This window comes from Nocardia sp. NPDC052112, assembly GCF_040680135.1.
Classification (GTDB): domain Bacteria; phylum Actinomycetota; class Actinomycetes; order Mycobacteriales; family Mycobacteriaceae; genus Nocardia.
Window position 1 is genome coordinate 247,233 of the sequence record NZ_JBFAWD010000008.1, and the last position, 21,036, is coordinate 268,268.

Below are 21,036 nucleotides of genomic sequence, written 5' to 3' on the forward strand. Positions count from 1 at the left end.
ACGATGACCATCGACGTACTGTGCCCGCCAGCCTTCGACCGGGACGGCAACCAAGTCCCGCACCGTTTCCTTGACACCTACTGGCGCTCGTTCATCGACCACCACCGCGGCACCGGATCCCTGAGCCAGCACCAGCTGCAGGCTTTCGATGCCGACCCCCACTACTACTTGGAGTTCTTCGCCCAGCAGCTGGCAGCATGGTGCCGGGCGTGGATTCCGGAGCAGGGGGTGGTGTTGCCGCTGACGCTGTGTGACGTCATCGACACACCCGTCTCGCGGTTCGACCACCGGTGGTGGCCCCACCCGGGTCAAACCATGGCGACCATGGTCCGCACAGGCGCCATGGTGGCGCACCACAACGAACGGTGGCGCGCCGACTGGAACGTCCTGGCCGGGGTGTGCGAATCCTGGCATCCCGCGCAGGGTTTCGCCGTCCTCGCCGCGATCACCCGCTGCCGCGGCGTCCATAGCGACTCGATCGCCGCACTACAGGCTGTCGGCCTCTGGCCCTGATCACGCACCCGAGATCGGCAACCACGCCCGACGCCGTGGACACCCGCCCAGATCCGAACGCGCGCGAAAGGAACTGCAAACCAACATGATTCGACGACCCGCCCCGGCCACCGCCGTCAGCGCGTCGTCAGCGAGAAGGTGAGTTCAGCATGACCGTCCATCCCACCATCACACGCGAGCACCTCGGCCACGATCTTGTCGACGCCTTGCAGTCCGCACTGCTCGGCTCGGACACCGCGCTGCGGACGCGGGTCCGGGGCGTTGTGACCGCACTCGAGGACCTGCCCCGGTCAGGCCTGACCTACGCCGAGCACGCCGCACGCGGACCGGTCCTGCTGCGGTCGGCGCTCGCGGGGCTCGCCGTGCCCGCGCGTGCGCTCGCTGCCGATGCCCAGTTGCGGGGCGTCTTGGTCGAGGAGTCCGCCATGAGCGCGCCGCGGCTGTTGCCGGTGGAGACCGGGCACATCAACCTGGCGACCGGCGGGATCATGTCGCTGGGGACGGGTACGCCGTATCAGCAGGGGTGCCTGGCCGATCTCGACACCGCTGCTGCGGTGGGGGTCATGTTTGTGACCGAGGTCGGCGGAACCAACGGCGCCGACCACCGCACACTCGCGGTGTGGGATCCCGCCACATGGGGATTCTGGTTGCGGACCCCCGACATTCTGGCGGCGTCCAAGCTGCCGAACGTCGCCCTGGCTCATGTGCCGAACGTCGTGGTGGTTATCGCACGGCTGTATGTGAACGGCAGTGACGAGGGGTGTTTCGCGTTTCTGGTGCGGCTACGCACCACCGACGGGCTAGCCGAGGGTGTGGACGTTGTTGCTGAGGAGGATAAGGACTTCGCGCCGATGCCGCACGCTACCGTCCGGTTCCGGGACCTCTGGGTGCCGAAAGACGCGTTGCTGGGCGGAGACTGGGCCAGAATCACCGACGACGGCGAATTCGAATGCGACATCCCCGACCTCCGCGCACGGTTCCACCGCACCATCACCGCTCTGGGAGACGGCCGCCTCGACCTGTCGACCGCCTGCATCGCCAGCGCTCGCGCCGCCCTGCATGGTCTGCACAATTTCTCCCGGCAACGTCGGTCAGGGGCGGGTACCGAGATGATCGACCGTGATGCGGTACAGGCCGACCTCGTCACCGCATTGGTTTCGGTCTACTGCGCGAGCATCCTCGGCCGCATTTTGCGCGACATGCGCGCTTGCACAACCAACGCCGATCCCACGATGGGGCTGATGTCGATGCTCGCCAAAGCGTCGTTGCCCGTCATCGCCGAACGGGTGCTACTGATGTGCCGGCTGAACACCGCCTCACACGGTGCGACCGTGCTCAGCCGCCTGGGCACCTGGCACGGAAATATCCTCGGATCGCTGATCGCCGAGGGGGTCACCCAAGCCGTGCAGGTCAAAGCAGGAAAGGCACTACTGGGCAGGCCCAGCATGCTGCACCTGCCGGGCACACCGGAATTGCCGTGGGCGGTCGAATTGCTTGCTGAGCGCGAGCGGGTCATCACCGAAGGCCTGCGCCGCGGGGACATCGGGTCGGCCGGTCCGGTGCTGGGTCCGGACTCGGCGGCCATCTCACTGACCTGGGCGGTCGCGGACCGGATGCTGGCCACCGCCGCGGTCATCGCCGCATCCACCACCACCGAACCCCAAGCGAAAGACCTCCTCACCACAGTGGGCGAAACGTACGCGCTGAGCCGAATCCATCGCGAAAGCGGCTGGTACAGCGACCACCCGATCACGGGCTGGCTCGAGCACCGCGAGTCGATCGTCTCCGATCTCGTCGCCGGTCAACGCACCCTCCTCGCTCATCTACCGGAGATGGTGGCTGCCTTCGATATACCCGATTTCCCCGGCTCACCGCTGAGCGGCAGCGACTACACCGCGCCCTACAAGCAGTTGACCGGGTGGACGCCCGAGAGCTTCCACGCCAGCACCACTGCATGAACCGCCACCAGCCCGGCCCAGTCGGCGACCGTGCTGGTGGTGTGAGGGATGCGGCTGCGAGCAACGGCGCTCGCAGCCGCATCGGAAGGAGCAGCACCCGCCCAGCCATGCCATCGACAGCTCGAAAGGTTAAGCCCCCGAATGAAGTTGACAACGTCCCCACCAGGCCAGCCAGCACTGCCACCATGGCTGACCGAACTGCCCGCCGCCGCCCGAAACCCACACCGACGCGGCGATCGCCGCTGGCCGGTGAAGGACAGCGCCGTGGGGCTCTGGTGGACAGTGGTGATTCTCGCCGCGTACTGGGGATGGTCGCCGACCGGTCGTGTCGATGCTCTGGTCGAGGAGGGCGGGCATTGGCAATGATCAGCACGACAGCGAAATCCCGTGCCAGAACCAGGGTTATCGCGATGGTGGGAGCTGTCATCTCTGTGTTGTGGTCAGCACTCGGTGCAGCCCACGCCGATCAACCTGGTTCGGAGTCCGTGCGCTGTGAAGCCACGACATGGCCGGTGCCATTGGGCACGATGGGCGGCACACTGTGTCGTCCCGGGCAACCGACGGACACGATCGTGGTACTGCTGTCGGGTGCGGCAACCAACGCCCGCTACTGGGATTGGCCGATACAGCCGCAGACTTATAGCGCACGGCGCGCACTCAGCGCCGCCGGCTTTGCCACGCTCACCCTCGACCTACTCGGAACCGGAACCAGCACACGACCACCCAGCGCGGCGGTAACCTCCGCCCTCCAAGCGCAAGGTGTGCACGAGATCGTTACCGCGCTGCGGACCGGCATCAATAGCCATCCCGAATTCCAGACAATCATCCTCGGTGGGGTGTCTCTCGGAGCCGGGGTCGCAGCCATGGCGGCTGCGACCTACCACGATGTTGATGGTGTCCTGCTGCAAGGCTTTTCACATTCAGTATCGCCATTGGAGACGCTGAAGACCGTGGCTGGTTTCATCCCGGCCGCCACCGATCCACGATTCGCCGACCGCGGCCTCGACCCGGGGTATCTGACCACGCGCCAAGGCGGCCGGGCAGCGGGTTTCGTCGGCCCGAACACTGATCCCGTCGCGCTTACCGTCGATTACGCCGAGGTCGCCGACACCTTCAGCCTGGCGGAAATGGTAGACGGGTTGACCAGCACCATCCCACCCCTGACCAGCAACATCGACGCACCCGTGCTGATCGTCAACGGCGAGGTGGACCTGCTGTGCGCACGGGCAATGTGTGCGTCGAGTGCGAGCCTGGCCGACGCGGAGCAGCGCTATTTCACGCCATCAGCCCAGCTCAAGACCTACGTACTGCCTGGCGCGGGGCACGCGGTGACCGTAGCGCCGAACACCGGGCTGTTTCAGGACTGTTTGGTGGCGTGGGCCGGGTCGGTGGCGGCACGCGTGAGCAGTGGATCGGAGGCGGCGTGTGCATGAGGAACCGCTGTGGCGGCTGACAGTAACTCGCGTGCGTGACTATCGGCTGCGTGGTGTGGGCCGGACACGGGACACCTCGAAAGGTTGAGCCTCAGAATGAAGTTGACAAGATCTACTTGGCCGAGGCCGGCTGATCGCGCTGGCCGCATGTTCGTCATGGACTCCTACGGTCGTGCGCGCCAACAGCTGACGGCAGTCGCGGCGGACACCTATCGTCCATGCCGACAATGCCCAGGCGATTACGAGGCCGACTTCCACACGGTGACGGTCTATCGGGTGACCGTTCCTGCTGTTCCCTGGTGGCTGACTCTGGAAATCCATTGCTGCCCAGGCGGGCACAGCGAACTGATAGTGCGCATGACCAAAGCCCTGCTACGACCGGATCTGTGGACACCGAGACGATTGCTGGCTCCGTCGAGGTCTGGTCAGCGCGTCCGGGCTTTCGAGGTGATCAATGTCGACAGTGGGCATCAGGGGATGCTGACCGGGGCCGAGATCGACTCCGATCTTGACTGCGAGTCGTGTAAACGACCCTACGGCGTCACCATCTACGAGCTGTCGGACGACACCATCCCGTCGTGGATATCCCTGGAAATCCACTACTGCGACGGCTGCGGCAACGGTCACATCGACACCGGCGCCATCTCCCCTCGCCCGGTCGAACCGGTACCGGACACCCAATCCAGCGCGAAGGCCCAGCTGTGATCCCTATGACGAATTTGGCGTAGCCGGAAAAACCGTTCGGCGATCCGGGATCGCCGCCGGGCAGTGGTCGTCCGGTGGTGGCGTCGATCGCGGTGACACGGTGCGGCGTCGGGCTGGTGTATGCCAGTTTCGACACCGAGCACCCACGCGACCTCGACGACCCCCGCGGTTTCGTTGTCGGCTACGAGCTGCTGCAGCCCTCCACTGACACTCCCGATGCGTTCGTGGAGGTCGTCGACGATCGCATTATCGAGATGGATCTACACGCCGATGTCATCACCGGCCACGACATGCTGACCGGCTTGGCGAACCTCAGCACCGACATCACCGACCCTGTAGAGCTGTATGGCATCCGAGGCTGGGTCGCGCTGTGGCCAGACCGCAGAGAGATCAACGCCTCCGGCGACCTCGAACACATCATGGTCGACACCGCCTACGACCTGCCCTCCTCGCATACCGATCTGCGCCAGACGTGTCGGCGCTCGCGGATGCACAGCTGGTATCTGGATCCCGAACGTGACAGCGAGCGGCTGCCCATCACCGCGGCCCTGGCATCGACTCTGCTGGCAGCGCGGGAGATGGGCTGGTGCCGCTGGTCCATGCTCGATCTGGATCCGCTCGTAACCGAATCAACCCGCGAGCAGCTGCATGAGTGAGCTTGTGGTTTCGCGGACACGGCGCCGCTTGTGTGTGCGTTCGCGGGGCTGCAGATCCTCGGGACTGTCCGGCAGTCCGTAGTCGCGCAGGTTGTGGGACCAATCGGATCACCGTGATGCTCCTAGGTAGTTGGGGCGTCACTCTCGCCTACCGAGCTGATGCCCACTGACCGCGTTGAGGTTGTCGTCCATTTTCTGGCCAAACGGTGCTGCGCGGCGTGGCGCTGCGGGTCAGGAGGTCTGCCGAATGCGGCTGCGGACATCCGTGGCGGGACGGCGTTTCGACGAGTCTGTTTACAGCCCGAGGTCTTCGTCGTAGCCGACGGGCAGGTCGACGATGGGGTCGGGCTCGTACTCCGTGGAGTCTTCGGTGGTGTTGTCGTAGTGGTGGCGGGCGCGTAGGGCGTGCTCTGCGGTGGTTTGTTCGGGTGTGAGTTGGGTGCGGCGGTGTTGTTCGGTGTTGAGGTCGATGAGTTCGTTGTGCAGCCAGGTGGTGGCGTCGACTGCTGTTGTATCGGTGGGCGCGGTGCCTGGTGCGGGTCCGTACATGATGGCTTCGGTGTCGGCGAGGTCGATGCGCTGGCTGATGTCGGTGATGGCTTGGGCGAGTTGGTCGTCGGTGAGCATCTGCACGGGATCGGTCACGTCGAGGGGGTTGTCGGAAGGCGGTGTGGGTGTGGGGATGTCGTCAGGTAGCGGATGGCTTTCGACCCAGGTTGCGATGGCGAGGCGGTCGGCGAGGGTGCGGGCGGCGCGCCAGTCGCGTTTGAGCATGCCCAGGATGGTGTTGGTTGGGTGGGTGTTGGCGATGTGTTCGCAGCGGGCGCGGATGTAGTCGACGGGTTCGTGGTCGGGAATGCCGGGCTGGTTGTCGGTGCGGCATTCACCGCACAGGCCGTCGTCGCTGCGGCGCGGCAGGACCGGCAGACTGTCGCGGTGGGCGCGTCCGATACCGCAGCACACACACGGCAGGGCGCGAATGTTGCGCGCTGTTTGGCGGTCGTAGTCGGGTGCCTCGGAGTCGGGATAGCGGTCTTCCCATAGTTTTTCGCGGTAGTACTGGTGCGGGACCCCGTCGGGTTTGGGTAGGTGTTCGGGGTCGGTGTCGATATCGCCGCGGGTGTCGAGGTAGTCCCTATAGTCGTGTTCGGCCGCGATATCGGTGTCGGCGTGTGGTGGCTTGTGTGGCGTGTGGTCGACGCGGTCGGGGTTATCGCGTGCCGTGCGCCGGTGTTGGTCGCGCCGGTCCGGTGTCGGGATGTCGTCGGCGGCTGGTCGGTAGACGTGTGGGTCGCTGGTGGGTGTGCAGGCGCGAATGAGTTCGCGGTGTTCTGGGAATTGGTCTGCGGCCCACCGCAGTCGCGCGAGGGCGACGGGGAAGTGGTTGCGGTAGAGGGTGGTAGCGACGCTTTCGATGATGTCGCGTTGCTCGCCGGTCAGGCCCTCGGCGAGGTCGTGAAAGGCGCGTCGCGCCGCGCGCAGGTCACCGGTTTGGATCAGCGCGGCGATCACGGCGGCGCTGTCGGAGTGCGGGTTTTCGGCACTGGTGGCGGTCTCAGGTGGGTGCATGATCGGCTCCGGGGACGGGTGGTGCTCGGGTTGGTCGGGGTGGGTGGGCTGGTGCAGGAGTGCGTCGATGCGCCAGGCGAGGCCGTTGGCGTATTGGTCGGGACGCAGGTTGGTGGTGTCGTCGGGTTGGGCGGCGAGGATGAGTTCGTATGCGGTGGTGAGCAGTTCGGTCGGTGTCCAGTCGGTGCCGGTGGCGCGGTCGATCGCGGCGACCAGGCGCGGCCATGCGGGGTCGTTGATGACGCGCTGCGCAATGTCGGCGCCGATGATCTGCTGGAGGTCGTCGGTCCAGTCGGGGGTGAGATTGTGGGTGTCGGTGGCCTCGGGGGCGACGAGTTCGAGTTCGAGTCGCGACCACAGGGCCGCGGCAGGCATGTCATCGGGCAACGCACGTAGCGCCGCAGCATGGGTCAGGCGGGATTCGATGTCGATTCCGCAGCGCTGGGCGACCTCGATTTTGTCGGCGAGGATGGGCCACCACGGGTCGGTGAGGATGCGGGATTCAAGACCTTTGATCAGCGGCGCCCACTTGTTGGCGGGCAGGTTCAGGTCGCCGAGGGTGTCGGTGACGCGGGCATCGAGCAGGTGTTGGTGTTCGCGTTCGCCCACGGTGTAGCGCGGTGGCCCGGTGGGGCGCGGGTCGCGCTCGTCGATGTGCAGGGAGGCCCGCCACACGGCGAGGTCTTCGAGCAGGCTTGGGTTCGAGCCGATGAGCGGGCGCGCCCAGTGTGGTGCGGACGCGGGTGTCCAGGTCTGGACGTCGTCACGGATTTGTGTGGCGAGGTCGGCGACGATGCGGGCGCGGGCGGTGAGTTGGGTGGAGTCGAATTTCGCGCGTAGCCCGAGGGGGATCCCGGACGCCCACGGCAGGGGTGCGCCGGTGGTGGAGTGCACACCGGAGGGATCCAAACGCCAGTCGAGCACGGCGGCAACATCATCGGCGGTGTCGAGTTCACGCGCGTTCGCCGCGGTGCGCAACGCGGTGATCGGGTCGCGCCCGGATAGCGCGATCATCGCCAAGTGCTGACGCAGGACGGGGTAGGCGGGGCTGTCGGTGAGGTTCGGATGTATCCCTTCCGCGGCGGCGTCGATGCGTTCGAGTCCATCGGTGCCGAGGGCGTTTTCGGCGGCGACACCAACCGCGTCGAGGTAGATATCGAGCGCGCGACCGATCCGCTGGTGCGGATCGAGCGCGTCGCGCAGCATGGTGTGCGCCGATTTTTGTGCGCCATCGCGCCCGAAAATGCGCAGAAATATCTCCACGGCGGTGCGCGGATAGACGGCTGGTTCGGACCAGAACGAGCCTTCGGACCCGTCCAACGCGGTCGGTACGTAGACATGGTTGGCGTGGATTCCGCGGGTGAGTGCGACGTAAAGCTGTCGCAGTGACTCGTTCCCGGTGAGCGCGACATGACACGAATCAGCGGTGATTCCTTGCGCGGAATCGATCGTTGTCGCGTACCCGAGGCGCACATACATGGCGACATAGTCGGCGGGAAGGCGCACGCTGTGACCGAGTTTGTTGTCCGAACGCAGATGGGTGGCGGTCAGACTTCCGTCGGCATGCACGGCGGTGACGGTCCAGGCGTAGCCGTTGCGGACCCAATCGTTGGTACCGAGTCGTAGTCGTCGGTTGTTGCGGCGGGTGCGGACCGTGTCCCCGACCGAGGCGTGAAGTTCGTCGGCGAGAAGACATTCCGCGTCCACTACACCGCCGTCGCGGGCGATGCGATCGGCGCGGGCACGGGCATTGAGTTCGGTCACGATCGTGTGGTTGGCGGCGAGCATGACGGTGTCGCGTCCAGCCCGCTGGTCGATACTCCAGGCGGTGAAGGCGTCGTCATGGGTGGCGCCTTCGTGTCCGGCGTGGACGCGGCCGTTGTCCAGATACCAGCCCAGCGCGGCCGGATCGCCCTCGCGCAGCTGCAAACTCGCGGTCGCTTCGGCGTTGGAGGCGAACCGCACGACGTGGGTGAGTGTCATGGTCGCTTCGGGTGAGGCCGCGTCCATGTCGGTGTCCGCGCCGCCGGCCTCGATCGATGCGAGTTGGCGTGGGTCGCCGATGCAGCGGATCGTCGCGCCACGCTCGTGCAGGAATCGGAGCAGGCGTAGGCGTTTGATGTTGCCGATCTTGACGTGCTCGTCGACGATCACCAGCGTGTCGGCGTTGATGTCGAGGATCCATTGCGGCAACGACGGCGGGTGTTCGCGGTCGAGGATTAGGTTGTCGCGGCTGGGTGTGTGGCGGGCTAGGACGTCGAGGACCTTGTCGACGGTCTCCACGCGGGTGCCGATCGCTTTGCCCAGCTCGGCGGCCGCCGACGCGGTCGGCGCTAGCCCGAGGACCCGGCTGCCGCTGGTGTGCCAGGCATTGGTGAGCACCGCCATCGCAGTGGTCTTGCCCGTCCCGGCCGGGGCATTGGTCGTGCGCACCCGCAGAGGCGAGGTGGCGAAGCCCTTGATCACGCTGATCTGCCCGGCATTGAGCGGGCGTTCGGGATGTTGGGTGTTGTAGCGGTCCACGGCCGCGGCGACGAGATCGGGTGAGAGTTGGCGTGCGCCGGGCTGCAGCGACATCTCGATCAGCTGCTGTTCGATCGACAACATCCGCGCGGAGGTGTAGATCTGCGCACCGGCGCCGGTGTAGACGCTGGTTCCGTCGCGGCGCTGCAGCAGGTCTGGGACTGTGTGCAATTCGGGTTCGTCGGTGAGGTCGGGGTCACCGCGTGTGATCACATGCTCGGGTGAGAGTGTTTCGGCCAGAACCGCTTCGGCGGCGTATTCCCAGTCCTGGCCTCGCACCTGGCCACGGAGTTGGCGTTCGATTTCGGCACGCAGATTGGTGACCTGCCAGGTGGCCCGGTGCTCGGAGACGACCTCGATGACCCGCTGCGCGGTGCGGTTGATCCACGCCGTGGTCACCGCAACACGCGCCTGCCGTATCGGATTCAAGACCGCGACGATCATCGACGTGAGTGCTTCTCGGCCGCCGAGCAGGGCCATCGCTTGTGATCGCCAGGTGCCGCGTTGCTCCGCCAGTGACCTCAAAGAGTGTTTGGCGGGCCGGGTTTCGAGGGTGGCCTGCTGGGCGAGGCCATACATTTCGGTGGGGATCGGTTCGCGGTCGAACCGGTGCTGGAACTGCGCGGCGAGTTCACCCACACGTTCTTTGATCGCGGCTTCACGCTGCGACCACGCCTGGATCAACGGTGTTGGGATGCCGACGATTTCGCGGATCGGGCGCTTGGACGGATCGGTGGCGGGGGGTTCAGCGAACTCGACACCCACCAGGTCCTCCATATGATGTTCCAGGCGGGTGTTGTAGATCTCCGACACCGTGACCACCGCCCGGTAGATCGCGGCGCCATCGAGGGTGCGCCACCGCCCATCATCGGTACGGCACCGGTTGGCGATCAGTGCATGCGTGTGGAGATCGGGGTCGCCTGCTCTGCTGTCGCGATGCACAAACCGGGCCGCCACAATCCCGTCGACATCGACCTGCCGGATCCCGTTGCGGCCCAGCCGAGTGAAGATCGCGTGCTCCTGCAACCAGCGCAGAGCATCATCGACCGCGGCATGGTGGGCAGCCTCGACCTTCTCCGCGACCGCGCGTGGGGCCAGCGCCCACAGCACCGAGACACTCTTGACGGGTGAGAAAGTGATGTCGAAACCCGCGACCGCGACGGTGTTCGGGCGCGAGTTTCGTGCCACCCACCCCGACAATTCCCGATCGTTCAGTGGTGCGCGATCATACTGCTCGCAGAACATTTCGAACGCCACACGGGTACGAATCCGCGCACGTTCACGTTCGGGAATCCCGTCGTGAGGGTCGAATCCGTGCACGATATTGTGTCGCGTGAACGCGTCCGCGCACCGTTTGCGGAATTCGGAAACCTCGGCATAAACCCGAAACGGATTACCTAAACGCGACGCGCGATCGGCGGCTTCTGCGGCATCTTTGTGCTTCGCACCGAGACGAATCTGCTCGTCGTACGCAGCGTTTTCGATCGCTGTAGCGTTCGGGTGACGACCCAGTCCGAACAGGGATTTCATCTGTTCTTCGGTGACTTCCTCACCCGGTTGCAGGCCCAACGCGGCCAGGCCCGTGCCGTGCCAGCGGCCCGGAGCTTCCCCGTGAGCGGAGTAATAATCGGCGAGGCTGGAACGGCCCCGAGCAGAAACATCATTCGCGGCGACATTGCGCAGATAATATTGATACCCATTGCCTGCCACGACTTTATGAATCGTCGCGGTCATATATCCATCAAGCACCCGACCTGCCATTTACGCCAGGGGGGCGATTTGACTATTTTTTAGTCAAATCAAGCAGAACCCCAGGTCGTTACCAAATCGTTGTTGGTTGAGAGGCATTATCGAGCGCTGGGACTATCCGTCGGCGCGGTGATGGGTGGCGCCGCACCGGGCGGTGTGTTGGTCCCAGATGTGGGCGCAGAGTGCCGCTCAGCGTCCGGCGGCGGTGGGGGAGAGTCCGAGTAGCTCGGCGAGCACGGGTGGCGGCATCTCGGCGGCGAGGTGGATCGCGGCTCGGCGAGAGTGACTGGGGCCGATGCCGTGGGCGACGAACTCGCTACGGATGTTCTCGGTCAACTTCCTCGTGGCGATGCCGCACACCCTCGAGGACAACCAGCCCCGCAGAACCAGGGATCTTCGCCAAGAATCCGCTCCCGCTCGTCAACGCAAAGGCGACATCGCCGCCTCACCGTAGCGGTATCACGGCCCTGCCAACGGCTTCCAGGTCAACACGATCCTGCCCCGGAAGCTGCCTGCGATAGCCCACCTGCGCGACCTCGAAGTTGTCGCGTTTTAGGCGATAGTCCGGAAAGTAGTTAGTGGCCCCTCGGATGCAAGAGGTGTGCTTGCGGGAATGAGGGTAAGTGGGGTGGTGAGGGTAAAAGTGTGGGGCAGGAGCAGGCAGGGGTGAGTGGGTTGCGTGGTGGTGTACGTGTGGAGGTGAGTGTAGTTGTGGCCTGAGGGTGGGGTTGGTGATTTGGTGAGGGCTGGTGGTGGCTGGTCCGTCGCGGGAGTGGGGACCGCGACGGACCGGGGTACCGAGGGACGCCGACGGTCTGGCGGCGCGGAGTCGCTGTGCGCGAGGGGTTCTGGACTACCTCGTACCGCGCTCAGTGGTGGAACGTCAGCAGCGGCAGCGAGATTCGGTCCGGGGGCGCGCCCAGTACGCGAAGATGGCGAACCAACACAGCACCCAGATCGAGGAGTAATGGTCGGAGAGGAAGTCGAGCCAGGGTTGGGTCATGGTATGTACCTCCAAGGCAGGTACGGAGTGAGGGGAAGGTTGGTGGTTGGTGTCCGGTCCGCCGCAGGATCGCGACACTGCGGCGGACCGGGGGTTGTGAGACCCGTTGTGGTGGGGCTGGTGCGGAGACGGGCTGGGTCAGGCGGCGACGGGGTAGCGGTTTCGGCAGTCGCCGCAGAGGTCGTCGATGTCGATGTCGCGTGGGTGGGCGTAGCAGGAGCAGCATCGTCCGGTGCGCAACTGCACCGGAGTCAGTGCGGTGATCGGCGTGCCCGGTTCCGAGGGTTGGGGGCCTCGGTCGAGGAATGCCATGACCAGACCGGACACGATCCGTGTCGAGCGTTGCTGCAATGCGTGCAGCAGTGCGGGTGCGGCGGCGGGGTAGTGGTCGGTGAGGTGCTGGCAGTAGGCGGCGACCTCATCGGCGAGGGTGAAACCTGTGGGGAGTGCTGGGATTCCGGTGCGGTCGTTGTCGCGGCAGTGCTGGCAGAGTCCGTCGTCGCTGAGGCGTTGGCCGTTGGTGTCAGTGATGAAGTGGTCGCTGCAGGCGCGTTCGCCGAAGCAGTAGACACAGACCCAGCCCTGTAGCGGAGGCAGCGTGGTGTGGTCGTAGTCCAGGCCGTTGCCGTTGGTGAGGAAGGCGGGGCGGTCGTCGTCGCGGATGTCGAGACCGGTTCGGGCGCGGGCGATCGCGTCGGCGTCGAAGTCCTCGCGTGTGCGGGCACCGGCGCGGTCGCGCTCCGTGCGGACTTGGTCGGCGATCTGACGTAGGTAGGTGCGATCCCACATCGAGGCGTCGTAGGCGGGGTCGGTGTCGAGGAGGAACCGGGTGCGGATGTAATCGGTGACGACGCGCGGCTCGGTCACGGGGCGACGCTTGGACTTGATTGCCGCGATGTGTTCGGGCTGTCGCCGGGCGCGTTTGGCGGCGATGGTGGTCGCAGTCGAGGGTGTGCGTTTCAACGCCGGTTTGTCGTTGGTGGCGAGGATTCGCCGGGCACTGGTCTCGGCGGCGACGAGCGGGACAGTCGTGATCCATTGGGGTTGCTGCTCGGCCGGGCGATACAGGCCCGGGTCGGTGCGAGTGACGAACATGTCGAGCCATGCGCGCAGCTCCGGATCCGAGCGTCGCCACAGCGACCGCAAGGAGGCGCGCGCGATCACGTAGGGATCGTGGGTGAAGGTGTCGGCCACTCGCGTGAGGCGATCAAGGTCCTCGGCGGTGGCGAGTTCGGTGAGGGCGTACTCGAATGCGTCGCGGGCGTCGTCGTGGCGACCGGCTTCGAGTTGCCAGTTGATGTGAGCGATCGCGTCGAGGAAGGACTGGGATTTGGTGTTGGTCAACGGATTTCCCTTCGTGCGAGCGGAGACGACCCATCCCGCGTGGACGTGACATTCCACGGGGATGGTCGGCTGGCCGGGCGGCCAGCCTGAGGGCGCTTCGACCGGGACGGCGCACGGCGCGGTGGGGAACGCGCCGGGGCGTGCACCACCGAATTTCGAACCCCGACCGCAGCGTGCCTGTGGGGCGGAAGCGAAATTCGGTGGTGCCGGGCGCGGGCCCCACGGTGCCGAGTGACGGTCTGGTAGCCCTCGTTCGGGCTGGACGACCGGCCGGACGGGCATCCCTACCCGCTCGATGACTTCCTACTCACCCCGATCCGGGGTCAGTGAGCGTCGGGTCAGAACCCGGGCTCTTCACCCGTTCCGACACCAGCGAGCGCGGGTCCACGCGAGGCCGCCGCCCAGGGGTCATCGGAGCTGGCCCAGGCGGTTGTGCGGGTGTCGCTGTTCCATCCCGCGCGCCGGGTGGCCTTGGTGATCTTGGCGGTGGCGAAGCGTAACGATGCTGCGACCTCGTCGGCCTCGAGCTCGACGACCGTGCGGTTCTCGCCCTCGGCGGTTTGGTAGCTGCGCTGCTTGAGTCGCCCGGATACGTGTACGCGCGCCCCGCGACTGAGCGACTCCATGGCGTGTTCGGCGGCCTCGCGCCAGACGTTGCAGCGCACGAACAACGCCTCGCCGTCCTTCCACTCGTTGGTGGTGGCGTCGCGGTAGCGTGGTGTCGAGGCGACCGTGAAATGGGCAACCGGGATGCCTGATGGGGTCACGACCAATGTGGGGTCGGCGGTGAGATTTCCGATCACCGTGAGTGTCGTATCGCCAGCCATGTCTACTCCTTCGAATGTTGTTGATGAGAACAGGAATCGGGCACACGGCACCGCCACTGACCATGAGATGTCGCCCGGTGACGCGGTTCCCGTTGATCGGGCAGGTGTTAGGCGGCGATGTCGATGTCGCGGTAGTCGATGTCGCCTGCTGCGGCAAGCTCGACGTCGTCGAGGGCGAAGTCGAGTCCGGCGGCGGCTTCTGCGAGGAAATGCAGATACCGTTCGGTCGCGGCGGTGTGGTTGCGCCACAAGGACTTATCGAGTTCCGTTTCGTGTTTGGCCACGATCATGGCCGTGACGATCACCCACGCTCGCGCGGGAGTCGCGGAGGTGATGGCCTTGATGAGTGCTTCGCGGGTGCCGCCGACCCCGAGAAGGTGCAGCACCTTTCGTAGAAGGACGGTGTCGAGTTCATGTGCGATGGACTCGGCCACGAACGCGGCGGCCAGATTGTGCGGGGTACGCCGGGACACGAACTTGATCAGCGTGCCGTCGCGGCGTTCGCCCGCGGCCTCGCCCCGAATGCTGAGCTCGTCCTCCCGGGCGCGGTCTCGGCGAGCCTGCTCACGTTCGGCCGCGGCTGCGGCGGTCGCGTCGTTGTCGCTATTGGCCGGGGTTCCGGCCGTAGCGGTCGACACCTGCAGGTCGCAGTCGGGTAACTGATCGGCGGGCAGATAGCAGAACGGCACCCACCGATCACGCCACTCGACCTGATCGGCCTGGACCAGACCCGGTCCGGGGACCGCGTCGGTATTGTCGCGGGTGTCCGGGTCGACGGTGTCGGGGTCGACGACCGCGCCGGTGGTCTTCTCGACAAGCTGCCCGTTGGCCTCGATATGCAGATACACCACCCACCGGGTCGGGTCGGCGTTGATGTGTTCGATGGTCACCGGTTGCCCGTCGATAGTGGTGAGCAGTTCGGCGGGAATGTAGTCGGCGTCTGGAGCACTGGTGTCGGGCTCGGCAGTCAGGACGCCGAAACCGTGCGCGGCGTAGGGCAGTGAGGCTTGCAGTCGGCTGCGCTGGGCGGCGCGCTCGGCCAGGATCCGTTTGACCTCGATCGTGAAGCCCGTCCGCGTGCAGCGAGTCAATCGTTGCACCGCGTCGGTGTCGCCGAGGGTTTCGTAGTGACCGATGACCGCGAGCTCATCGAAACCGAACTGATCGGAATCCAGCAGCGCAGTGGCGGTCGCCGATGCGGCGATCTTGGCTTGGGCTTTGACCTCTTCTCGCCCTGTCTGCAAACCCTTCGCCACCCGCGTCACGTTCGCACCCAGGTCGAGCATCAAGGCGACACCCGTGGCGTAGTCGGCCTTGGTGAGCGGGATACGGCGCTCGTTGAAATTGATCTGATCGAGAGTGCGCTCGATGCGACGCTCGTTGTCGCTGAGCCCCACCGGGGCGGCGGTGATGAACACCGGAATCCATGGCGTGCCGACCTCACGGGCGATGAGGATGCGGACTTGACCGTCATCGGCCTGCACAGAACCGTCGGCCTCGCGAGTGGCGTTGATCGGATCCCTGACACCGCGTTCCTTGATCGAGGCAACCTGCGCGGGATGGTCTTCGATACGAAAGCTCGCGCGAACATTCTCCGCGATCACGATCTCCTCAGGCCGCATCCACACCGCTTCGATCGCGGGCAGATCGGCAGGCACACGGATCTCATCGGCGGTGTCATGTCGGGCGTCAGACTCGCTGGCGTCGGAGTCGGGCACCGCTGTGACGGTGATGGTTTCGGTGTCGGACATCAATACTCCTGACAAACAGCGGCGGGACAGCCCACCACGAATAGTGGGTTGTCCCGCCGAAAACGGTGAGAGGACACGAGATACGGGCGACGCTCGCCGAGTCAGGTAGCGGTCGCGGCGGGTGGGCGAGCGGCGACGTTGATCGGGCGCAACCGGTGCACTCCCCGCTCGTCGGCGAGGAACGACCAGTACTTGCCGCGCCACTCCGGGAACTCGGCGCGCCAGCGATCCAGCACAGCTGAGTCCTCGATTGCCGGGGTGGGTCCGGTCGAGCCGGTGTACTGCAACCGCTGGTATTCGCTGCGGGTAAGGGTGTCTACGACGGACATGGGAACTCCCTTCGTCGGGAAGCACTGGTTTCAGTGGTGCCCACACACCTGCAGGTGCGGGCTGGGATCGGAGACGATCCGAAAGTGGTGCGCTGCAGCCGATGCGGGTTCGGCAGCTGGGCTGGTCATGAGGTTGTCGTAGATGGCGCGGTCGATGGTGATCAGGCCATCGGTAGCGACTACTCGGTCGCGTGGTCGGCCGAGCCGGTGAGGGCATCGAGGATCTGGGTCGGGATGGTGACCAGCTCGGCCTCGCCGTCGAGGACGAGTAGACCGACCCCAGAATTAGCGAACACCGGGCGAGCGAGCCGGTTCGCGCACGGCACGGTGTTAAGGCCCCCGCTGGCCAGTTCTGCCTCGGTGACCACCAGCCCGCGCATCAGCGGCGACCAAGCGATTCTTGGGCAGGAACTGTGATTTCGCTGTCGCAATCCGCAGTGCGTATTCGGTGACGAGCAAGCCCGGTCGCGGCGATATCGTCGAAGAAGTTTCGCATGCGGGCTTGGATCGGCGCGATCGAGGATCGCGATCGTGGTCCCAGAATGGGTGAGCGCGCCGCGGTGCGCGGGGGCATCGACTCAGTACGTTTAGCTCTCGTCAGAGCTATTGTCCGACAAACCTGTTGGGTCCAAATCCTGGCGGGTCACGATCACGCCGGAATAGTTGGGTCAGGCAACAGTAGGTGGGGCCAGATCGGCGATTTCCACATCCGGGACCGGTCCCGGATGTCGTGGGTAGGGTCTGCCGGATGAGCGGACTCTCAGATCGATCACGTCCGGCCGGGACGGCGAACAGTTGGACTCCGGCCAGGATCATCGTGTGGGTGGTAGGCGGGGTGCTCACCCTGATCACCGGCACCATCATCGTGGGCCTTGTTGTCGGACTACTGTTCGGCGATGAGGGCAGCTTGCTGTCGTCCTATGCCGTCGGCTTCGCAGTGTCGGCAATCTATCTCGGTTGGCGTGTGACACGGGCGATTCGGCGTACGGAATAGAACCGGCGGTGTCATCCAGCATTCAGGGTCGGCTCCTCGGAGGTGTCTGTTCGCGGTACCCTGGGGGCAGCCCGAAGATGCCGAGGAAAGACCGCGACGGTGCGTTTTGACGGTGGCCTCGGAGATCGCCAGCTCACGCCCAATGCATCGGAATGGTGAGTCCTGGATCTTCCGCAGAGCCTGCGAGATGTGTTGGTAGGGAGTCGATTCGGCTGCGCCGGCAGGAGGCATAGCTTAGGCTTTGCGGTGTCTCGGGCTGAGCAATCGGAGGGTGGGCATGGTGGATCCGGTGTCGTTGGGCATTGCAGCGGCAGCACTGCTGGCATCGAAGTTCGGCGAGGGATTCGCCCAAGACGCTGGCACGAGCAGCTGGCAGGCGGTCAGCCGCCTGCGCGAGGTGATCGCCAAGAAGCTCGGCCGCGGGGGCGAAACCATAGCAGCCCTAGCGGTTTTGGCTGAGAACCCGACACCGCAGGAGCAGGTGGCCGCCGCCGAGCTTGTTGCCGAGGCTGCCCGGTCGGATCCGGACTTCGGCCGTGAGGTGCAGCGGTTGGTGGCGACGGCGCGGCAGGACCGAGCGATCGAGGCGTTCGTAGCGAACGCCTACGACGAGGCGAAACAGGTTAATGTCCGCGGCGACAACACCGGCACCATCAACCTCGGCTGACGAAGGAATCCGTGTGCCCGAGTTCGAGGCCCTCGACCACGCCCAGCAGGTGAACGTTGCCGGTGACAACATCGGCACTATCAACACAGCCCAGCACTACCATGAGGCCGCGCCACCGCCGCAGGAGCCGATCACCTCGAGCCTTCCTGCCGCGCCGCGCGCGTTCGTGGGCCGTGACCAAGAATTGCAGCAGATCCTTGCCGCGGCCGACCATGAGCACGTGATATCGATCTACGCGATCGATGGCATGGCCGGAGTCGGGAAGACCGCCCTCGCGGTTTGTGCTGCCCACGAGTTGGCGGCGCGGTTCCCGGATGGCCAGTACTTCATCGAGTTGCACGCCCACACCTCCGAGCAGAAGGCCGCGGATCCCTCGGAGGTGCTGGCCGGGTTGCTAATCGAGCTGGGTATGGACCCACGCAGCATTCCCGACACCCTGACCGGTCGCCGCGACTTGTGGCGTAACCGGCTGGCCGACAAGAAGGCGCTGGTGGTGCTCGACGACGCAGCGGACCGAGACCATGTTGAACCGCTGCTCCCGAGCGGACCGGGATGCTTGACCCTGGTCACCAGCCGACACCGGCTGCGCGTTGTGCCCGGCACGAGGCCTCTGGCACTGAAGGTTCTCGATCGGGACCCGGCTGCGGACCTGTTCCTCTCCGTCGCCGACCGCGACCCTGCCAGCGACGGCGAACGAGACGTGGCGCAGCGAATTGTGGAGTTGTGCGGATGGCTGCCGCTCGCGATCGTGCTGGTGGCCGGACGCTTGGCCCACCACCCGCACTGGACAACAGCCGAGATCACCGAGTTGGCCGAGGAGTTCGAGGCGGCGACGGATCGGCTGACCGAACTCGACGCCAATGACCGCATCGTGCGCGCCGCGTTCGACCTGTCCTATCGGGACTTACCGCCCGCACGGCAACTGCTGTTCCGCCGCTTGGGATTACACCCCGGCTCAGACGTCGATGCGTACGCCGTCGCAGCGTTGGCCGGAACGGATCTCGCGACAGCCGAGCGCGAGCTGGATGCCGTCTATACTGATCATCTCCTCGACGAACCTGCGCGAGGCCGGTACCGATTGCACGACCTGCTACGCGACTACGCCCACACCCTCACCGACGACGACCCCATCATCGACAACACTCGGGCCATGGATCGGCTGCTGGACTACTACCAGCACACCGCCACCTACGCAGATCGGTGGCTGGCCCGCCGCACACGGCCGACCGGCGACCGCGACATCACAATCCCGACTGCGGCGAGCGGTGGTGTCGTGGTCCGGGAGTTCGGCGACCAGCTGCGGGCATTGGCGTGGATGCGCGTCGAACGGATCAACCTGCTGGCCTGCCTCGAGCACACCGCCAGCGGTGATCCCGCGCGAATGATCGCGTTGACCGCAGTACTAGCAGCGCTGCTGGACCGGGACGGGCCCTGGCCACTGGCCGGGCGAGTGCACCACCGCGCGGCCGAGACGGCCCAACGCCTCCACGACCGTCTTGGTGAAGCGACCGCCCTCACCGACCTCGGTATCGTGTGTTGGCTCACCGACGATTACGGGCGGTCCGCCGACCTTCTACAGCAGGCCCTGACTCTCTACCGCGACCTTGGCAACCGCCTCGGAGAAGCCAACGCCCTCGACAGCCTCGGCTTCGTGCGTCGGCTCACCGGGGACTACGAGCAGGCCGCCGACCTGTACGGGCAGGCGCTGACCCGCTACCGCGATCTCGGCGACCGCCTCGGAGAAGCCAACGCCCTCAACGACCTCGGCCTAGTACACCGCTACACCGGGGACTACGGGCAGGCCGCCGACCTGCAGCAGCAGGCGCTGACCCGCTACCGTGACCTCGGCGACCGCCTCGGAGAAGCCAACGCCCTCACCGACCTCGGTCTTGTGCGCCGGGACACTGGGGACTACGGACTGGCCGCCGACCTGCTGCAGCAGGCTCTGACCCGCTACCGTGACCTCGACAACCGCCTCGGAGAAGCCTCCGCCCTCAATTATCTCGGCTTCGTGCGCAGGGAAGTCGGGGACTATGGGCAAGCCGCCGACCTGCACCAGCAGGCCCTGACCCGCTACCGTGACCTCGGCAACCGCCTCGGGCAAGCTACCGCGCTCACCGACCTCGGCCTTGTGCGCCGGGAAGTCGGGGACTACGAGCAGGCCGCCGACCTGCACCAGCAGGCACTGACCATCTACCGCGACCTCGGCAACCGCCGCGGGGAAGCCAACGCCCTGACCGCCCTCGGTTATGCGCGCCGGGAAATCGGGGACTACGAGCAGGCCGCGGACCTGTACCGGCAGGCCTTGACCCTGCACCGGGACCTCGGCAGCCGCCACGGCCAAGCCGACACCCTCGGTAACCTCGGCACCCTGCACGAGAGAACCGGGGAACATCAGCTGGCCGCGCACCTGCACCAGCGGGCTCTGACCCTCTACCGCGACATCGGCTTCCGTCTCGGCCAAGCCGAGGAACTCAATGGGATCGGGCGAGTATTACTGGCCACCGGCGAACCGGGCGACGCATTGACAGCCTTCACCGACGCTATCGGGCTGGCCCGCGAGATCGGAAACCACCTCGAACAGGCCCGCGCCCTCGAAGGCGCCGCCCGCTGCCGGGCTGGCCTCGGCGATGTCCCCGCTGCCGTGACCGACCTGAGTGCCGCTGTCGAGATCTACCGGCGCCTTGGCGTACCCGAAACCGAGCCTGCTGCCGTGTATCTCGCCGAGCTCGAATCCCGTCGGCCGCGGGGCTGAAGTGTGTGGTGTCGGAGCAGACCCCGACAGCACATCAGACACGTCAGGGGCAGGGCTCGTCGTACCCGGCGGTCCGGGCTAGTGACAATCCCTTTCTGGCATCTACTGACGTTTTCGTGAGGCTGCGGGCAACCTGTCCAGTCGCGCCAGCGGACTCCCCGACCCGGAGCCGCCAACCACGGCGGTATTGGGGCCGCCGTCAACAACGCATAGGAGCCGCCATCTGTAGCTGGGGGTCGAACCCGACCAGCGCCGAGAGT

General features: G+C 65.8%; 15 protein-coding genes and 1 pseudogene. 9 read left to right on the plus strand and 7 right to left on the minus strand.

The genetic code is table 11. The features are described 5' to 3' along the window. Positions 1 to 3 precede the first annotated feature (3 nt). The 6 genes from AB0L58_RS18420 (at position 4) to AB0L58_RS18445 (ending at position 5,265) form a co-directional block, all read left to right on the plus strand. Entirely contained in the window at positions 4 to 513 is a 510-nt protein-coding gene (locus AB0L58_RS18420; protein ID WP_364388043.1) for a hypothetical protein, read from the plus strand. Between the two features lie 149 nt (positions 514 to 662). Continuing rightward, on the plus strand, positions 663 to 2,471 hold the full coding sequence (locus AB0L58_RS18425; protein ID WP_364388045.1) for a hypothetical protein: 1,809 nt from the start codon (positions 663 to 665) through the stop codon (positions 2,469 to 2,471). 141 nt (positions 2,472 to 2,612) lie between these two features. Further along, positions 2,613 to 2,837 (plus strand): hypothetical protein, encoded by a 225-nt coding sequence (locus AB0L58_RS18430; RefSeq protein WP_364388047.1) that lies wholly within the window; start codon positions 2,613 to 2,615, stop codon positions 2,835 to 2,837. Positions 2,838 to 2,983: 146 nt separating this feature from the next. Beyond that, a complete protein-coding gene (locus AB0L58_RS18435; protein ID WP_364388049.1) occupies positions 2,984 to 3,904 on the plus strand; it encodes an alpha/beta hydrolase in 921 nt (306 codons plus the stop codon). Between the two features lie 156 nt (positions 3,905 to 4,060). After that, a complete protein-coding gene (locus tag AB0L58_RS18440) occupies positions 4,061 to 4,609 on the plus strand; it encodes a hypothetical protein (protein WP_364388051.1) in 549 nt (182 codons plus the stop codon). A 74-nt stretch (positions 4,610 to 4,683) separates the two neighbouring features. Beyond that, entirely contained in the window at positions 4,684 to 5,265 is a 582-nt protein-coding gene (locus tag AB0L58_RS18445) for a hypothetical protein (protein WP_364388053.1), read from the plus strand. 294 nt (positions 5,266 to 5,559) lie between these two features. Here AB0L58_RS18445 and mobF read toward each other — a convergent pair whose 3' ends face one another. From mobF to AB0L58_RS18480, 7 genes and pseudogenes are all read right to left on the minus strand, one after another. Then, a complete protein-coding gene (gene mobF, locus AB0L58_RS18450; RefSeq protein ID WP_364388055.1) occupies positions 5,560 to 11,118 on the minus strand; it encodes a MobF family relaxase in 5,559 nt (1,852 codons plus the stop codon). Between the two features lie 177 nt (positions 11,119 to 11,295). After that, positions 11,296 to 11,442, minus strand: a complete 147-nt coding sequence (locus AB0L58_RS18455) for a hypothetical protein (protein ID WP_364388057.1) — start codon at positions 11,440 to 11,442, stop codon at positions 11,296 to 11,298. Positions 11,443 to 12,247: 805 nt separating this feature from the next. Beyond that, complete coding sequence (locus AB0L58_RS18460; RefSeq protein WP_364388059.1) at positions 12,248 to 13,453, minus strand: hypothetical protein; 1,206 nt, start codon at positions 13,451 to 13,453, stop codon at positions 12,248 to 12,250. Positions 13,454 to 13,791: 338 nt separating this feature from the next. Then, the gene (locus AB0L58_RS18465; RefSeq protein WP_364388061.1) at positions 13,792 to 14,280 is read right to left on the minus strand and encodes a single-stranded DNA-binding protein; all 489 of its coding nucleotides are present in this window, start codon (positions 14,278 to 14,280) and stop codon (positions 13,792 to 13,794) included. 107 nt (positions 14,281 to 14,387) lie between these two features. Continuing rightward, complete coding sequence (locus tag AB0L58_RS18470) at positions 14,388 to 16,031, minus strand: hypothetical protein (RefSeq protein ID WP_364388063.1); 1,644 nt, start codon at positions 16,029 to 16,031, stop codon at positions 14,388 to 14,390. A gap of 101 nt (positions 16,032 to 16,132) precedes the next feature. Continuing rightward, positions 16,133 to 16,360 (minus strand): hypothetical protein, encoded by a 228-nt coding sequence (locus AB0L58_RS18475; RefSeq protein ID WP_364388065.1) that lies wholly within the window; start codon positions 16,358 to 16,360, stop codon positions 16,133 to 16,135. A gap of 296 nt (positions 16,361 to 16,656) precedes the next feature. Further along, a pseudogene (locus AB0L58_RS18480) lies at positions 16,657 to 16,926 on the minus strand (hypothetical protein); the annotation flags it as partial. A gap of 182 nt (positions 16,927 to 17,108) precedes the next feature. On the opposite strand from AB0L58_RS18480, the gene AB0L58_RS18485 reads away from it, so the two are divergent. From AB0L58_RS18485 to AB0L58_RS18495, 3 genes are all read left to right on the plus strand, one after another. Next, on the plus strand, positions 17,109 to 17,354 hold the full coding sequence (locus AB0L58_RS18485) for a hypothetical protein (RefSeq protein ID WP_364388067.1): 246 nt from the start codon (positions 17,109 to 17,111) through the stop codon (positions 17,352 to 17,354). Between the two features lie 277 nt (positions 17,355 to 17,631). Continuing rightward, positions 17,632 to 18,021: a hypothetical protein gene (locus tag AB0L58_RS18490; RefSeq protein WP_364388069.1), complete on the plus strand. Its 390-nt coding sequence runs from the start codon at positions 17,632 to 17,634 to the stop codon at positions 18,019 to 18,021. Between the two features lie 13 nt (positions 18,022 to 18,034). Next, on the plus strand, positions 18,035 to 20,776 hold the full coding sequence (locus AB0L58_RS18495; RefSeq protein ID WP_364388071.1) for a tetratricopeptide repeat protein: 2,742 nt from the start codon (positions 18,035 to 18,037) through the stop codon (positions 20,774 to 20,776). Positions 20,777 to 21,036: the final 260 nt, after the last annotated feature.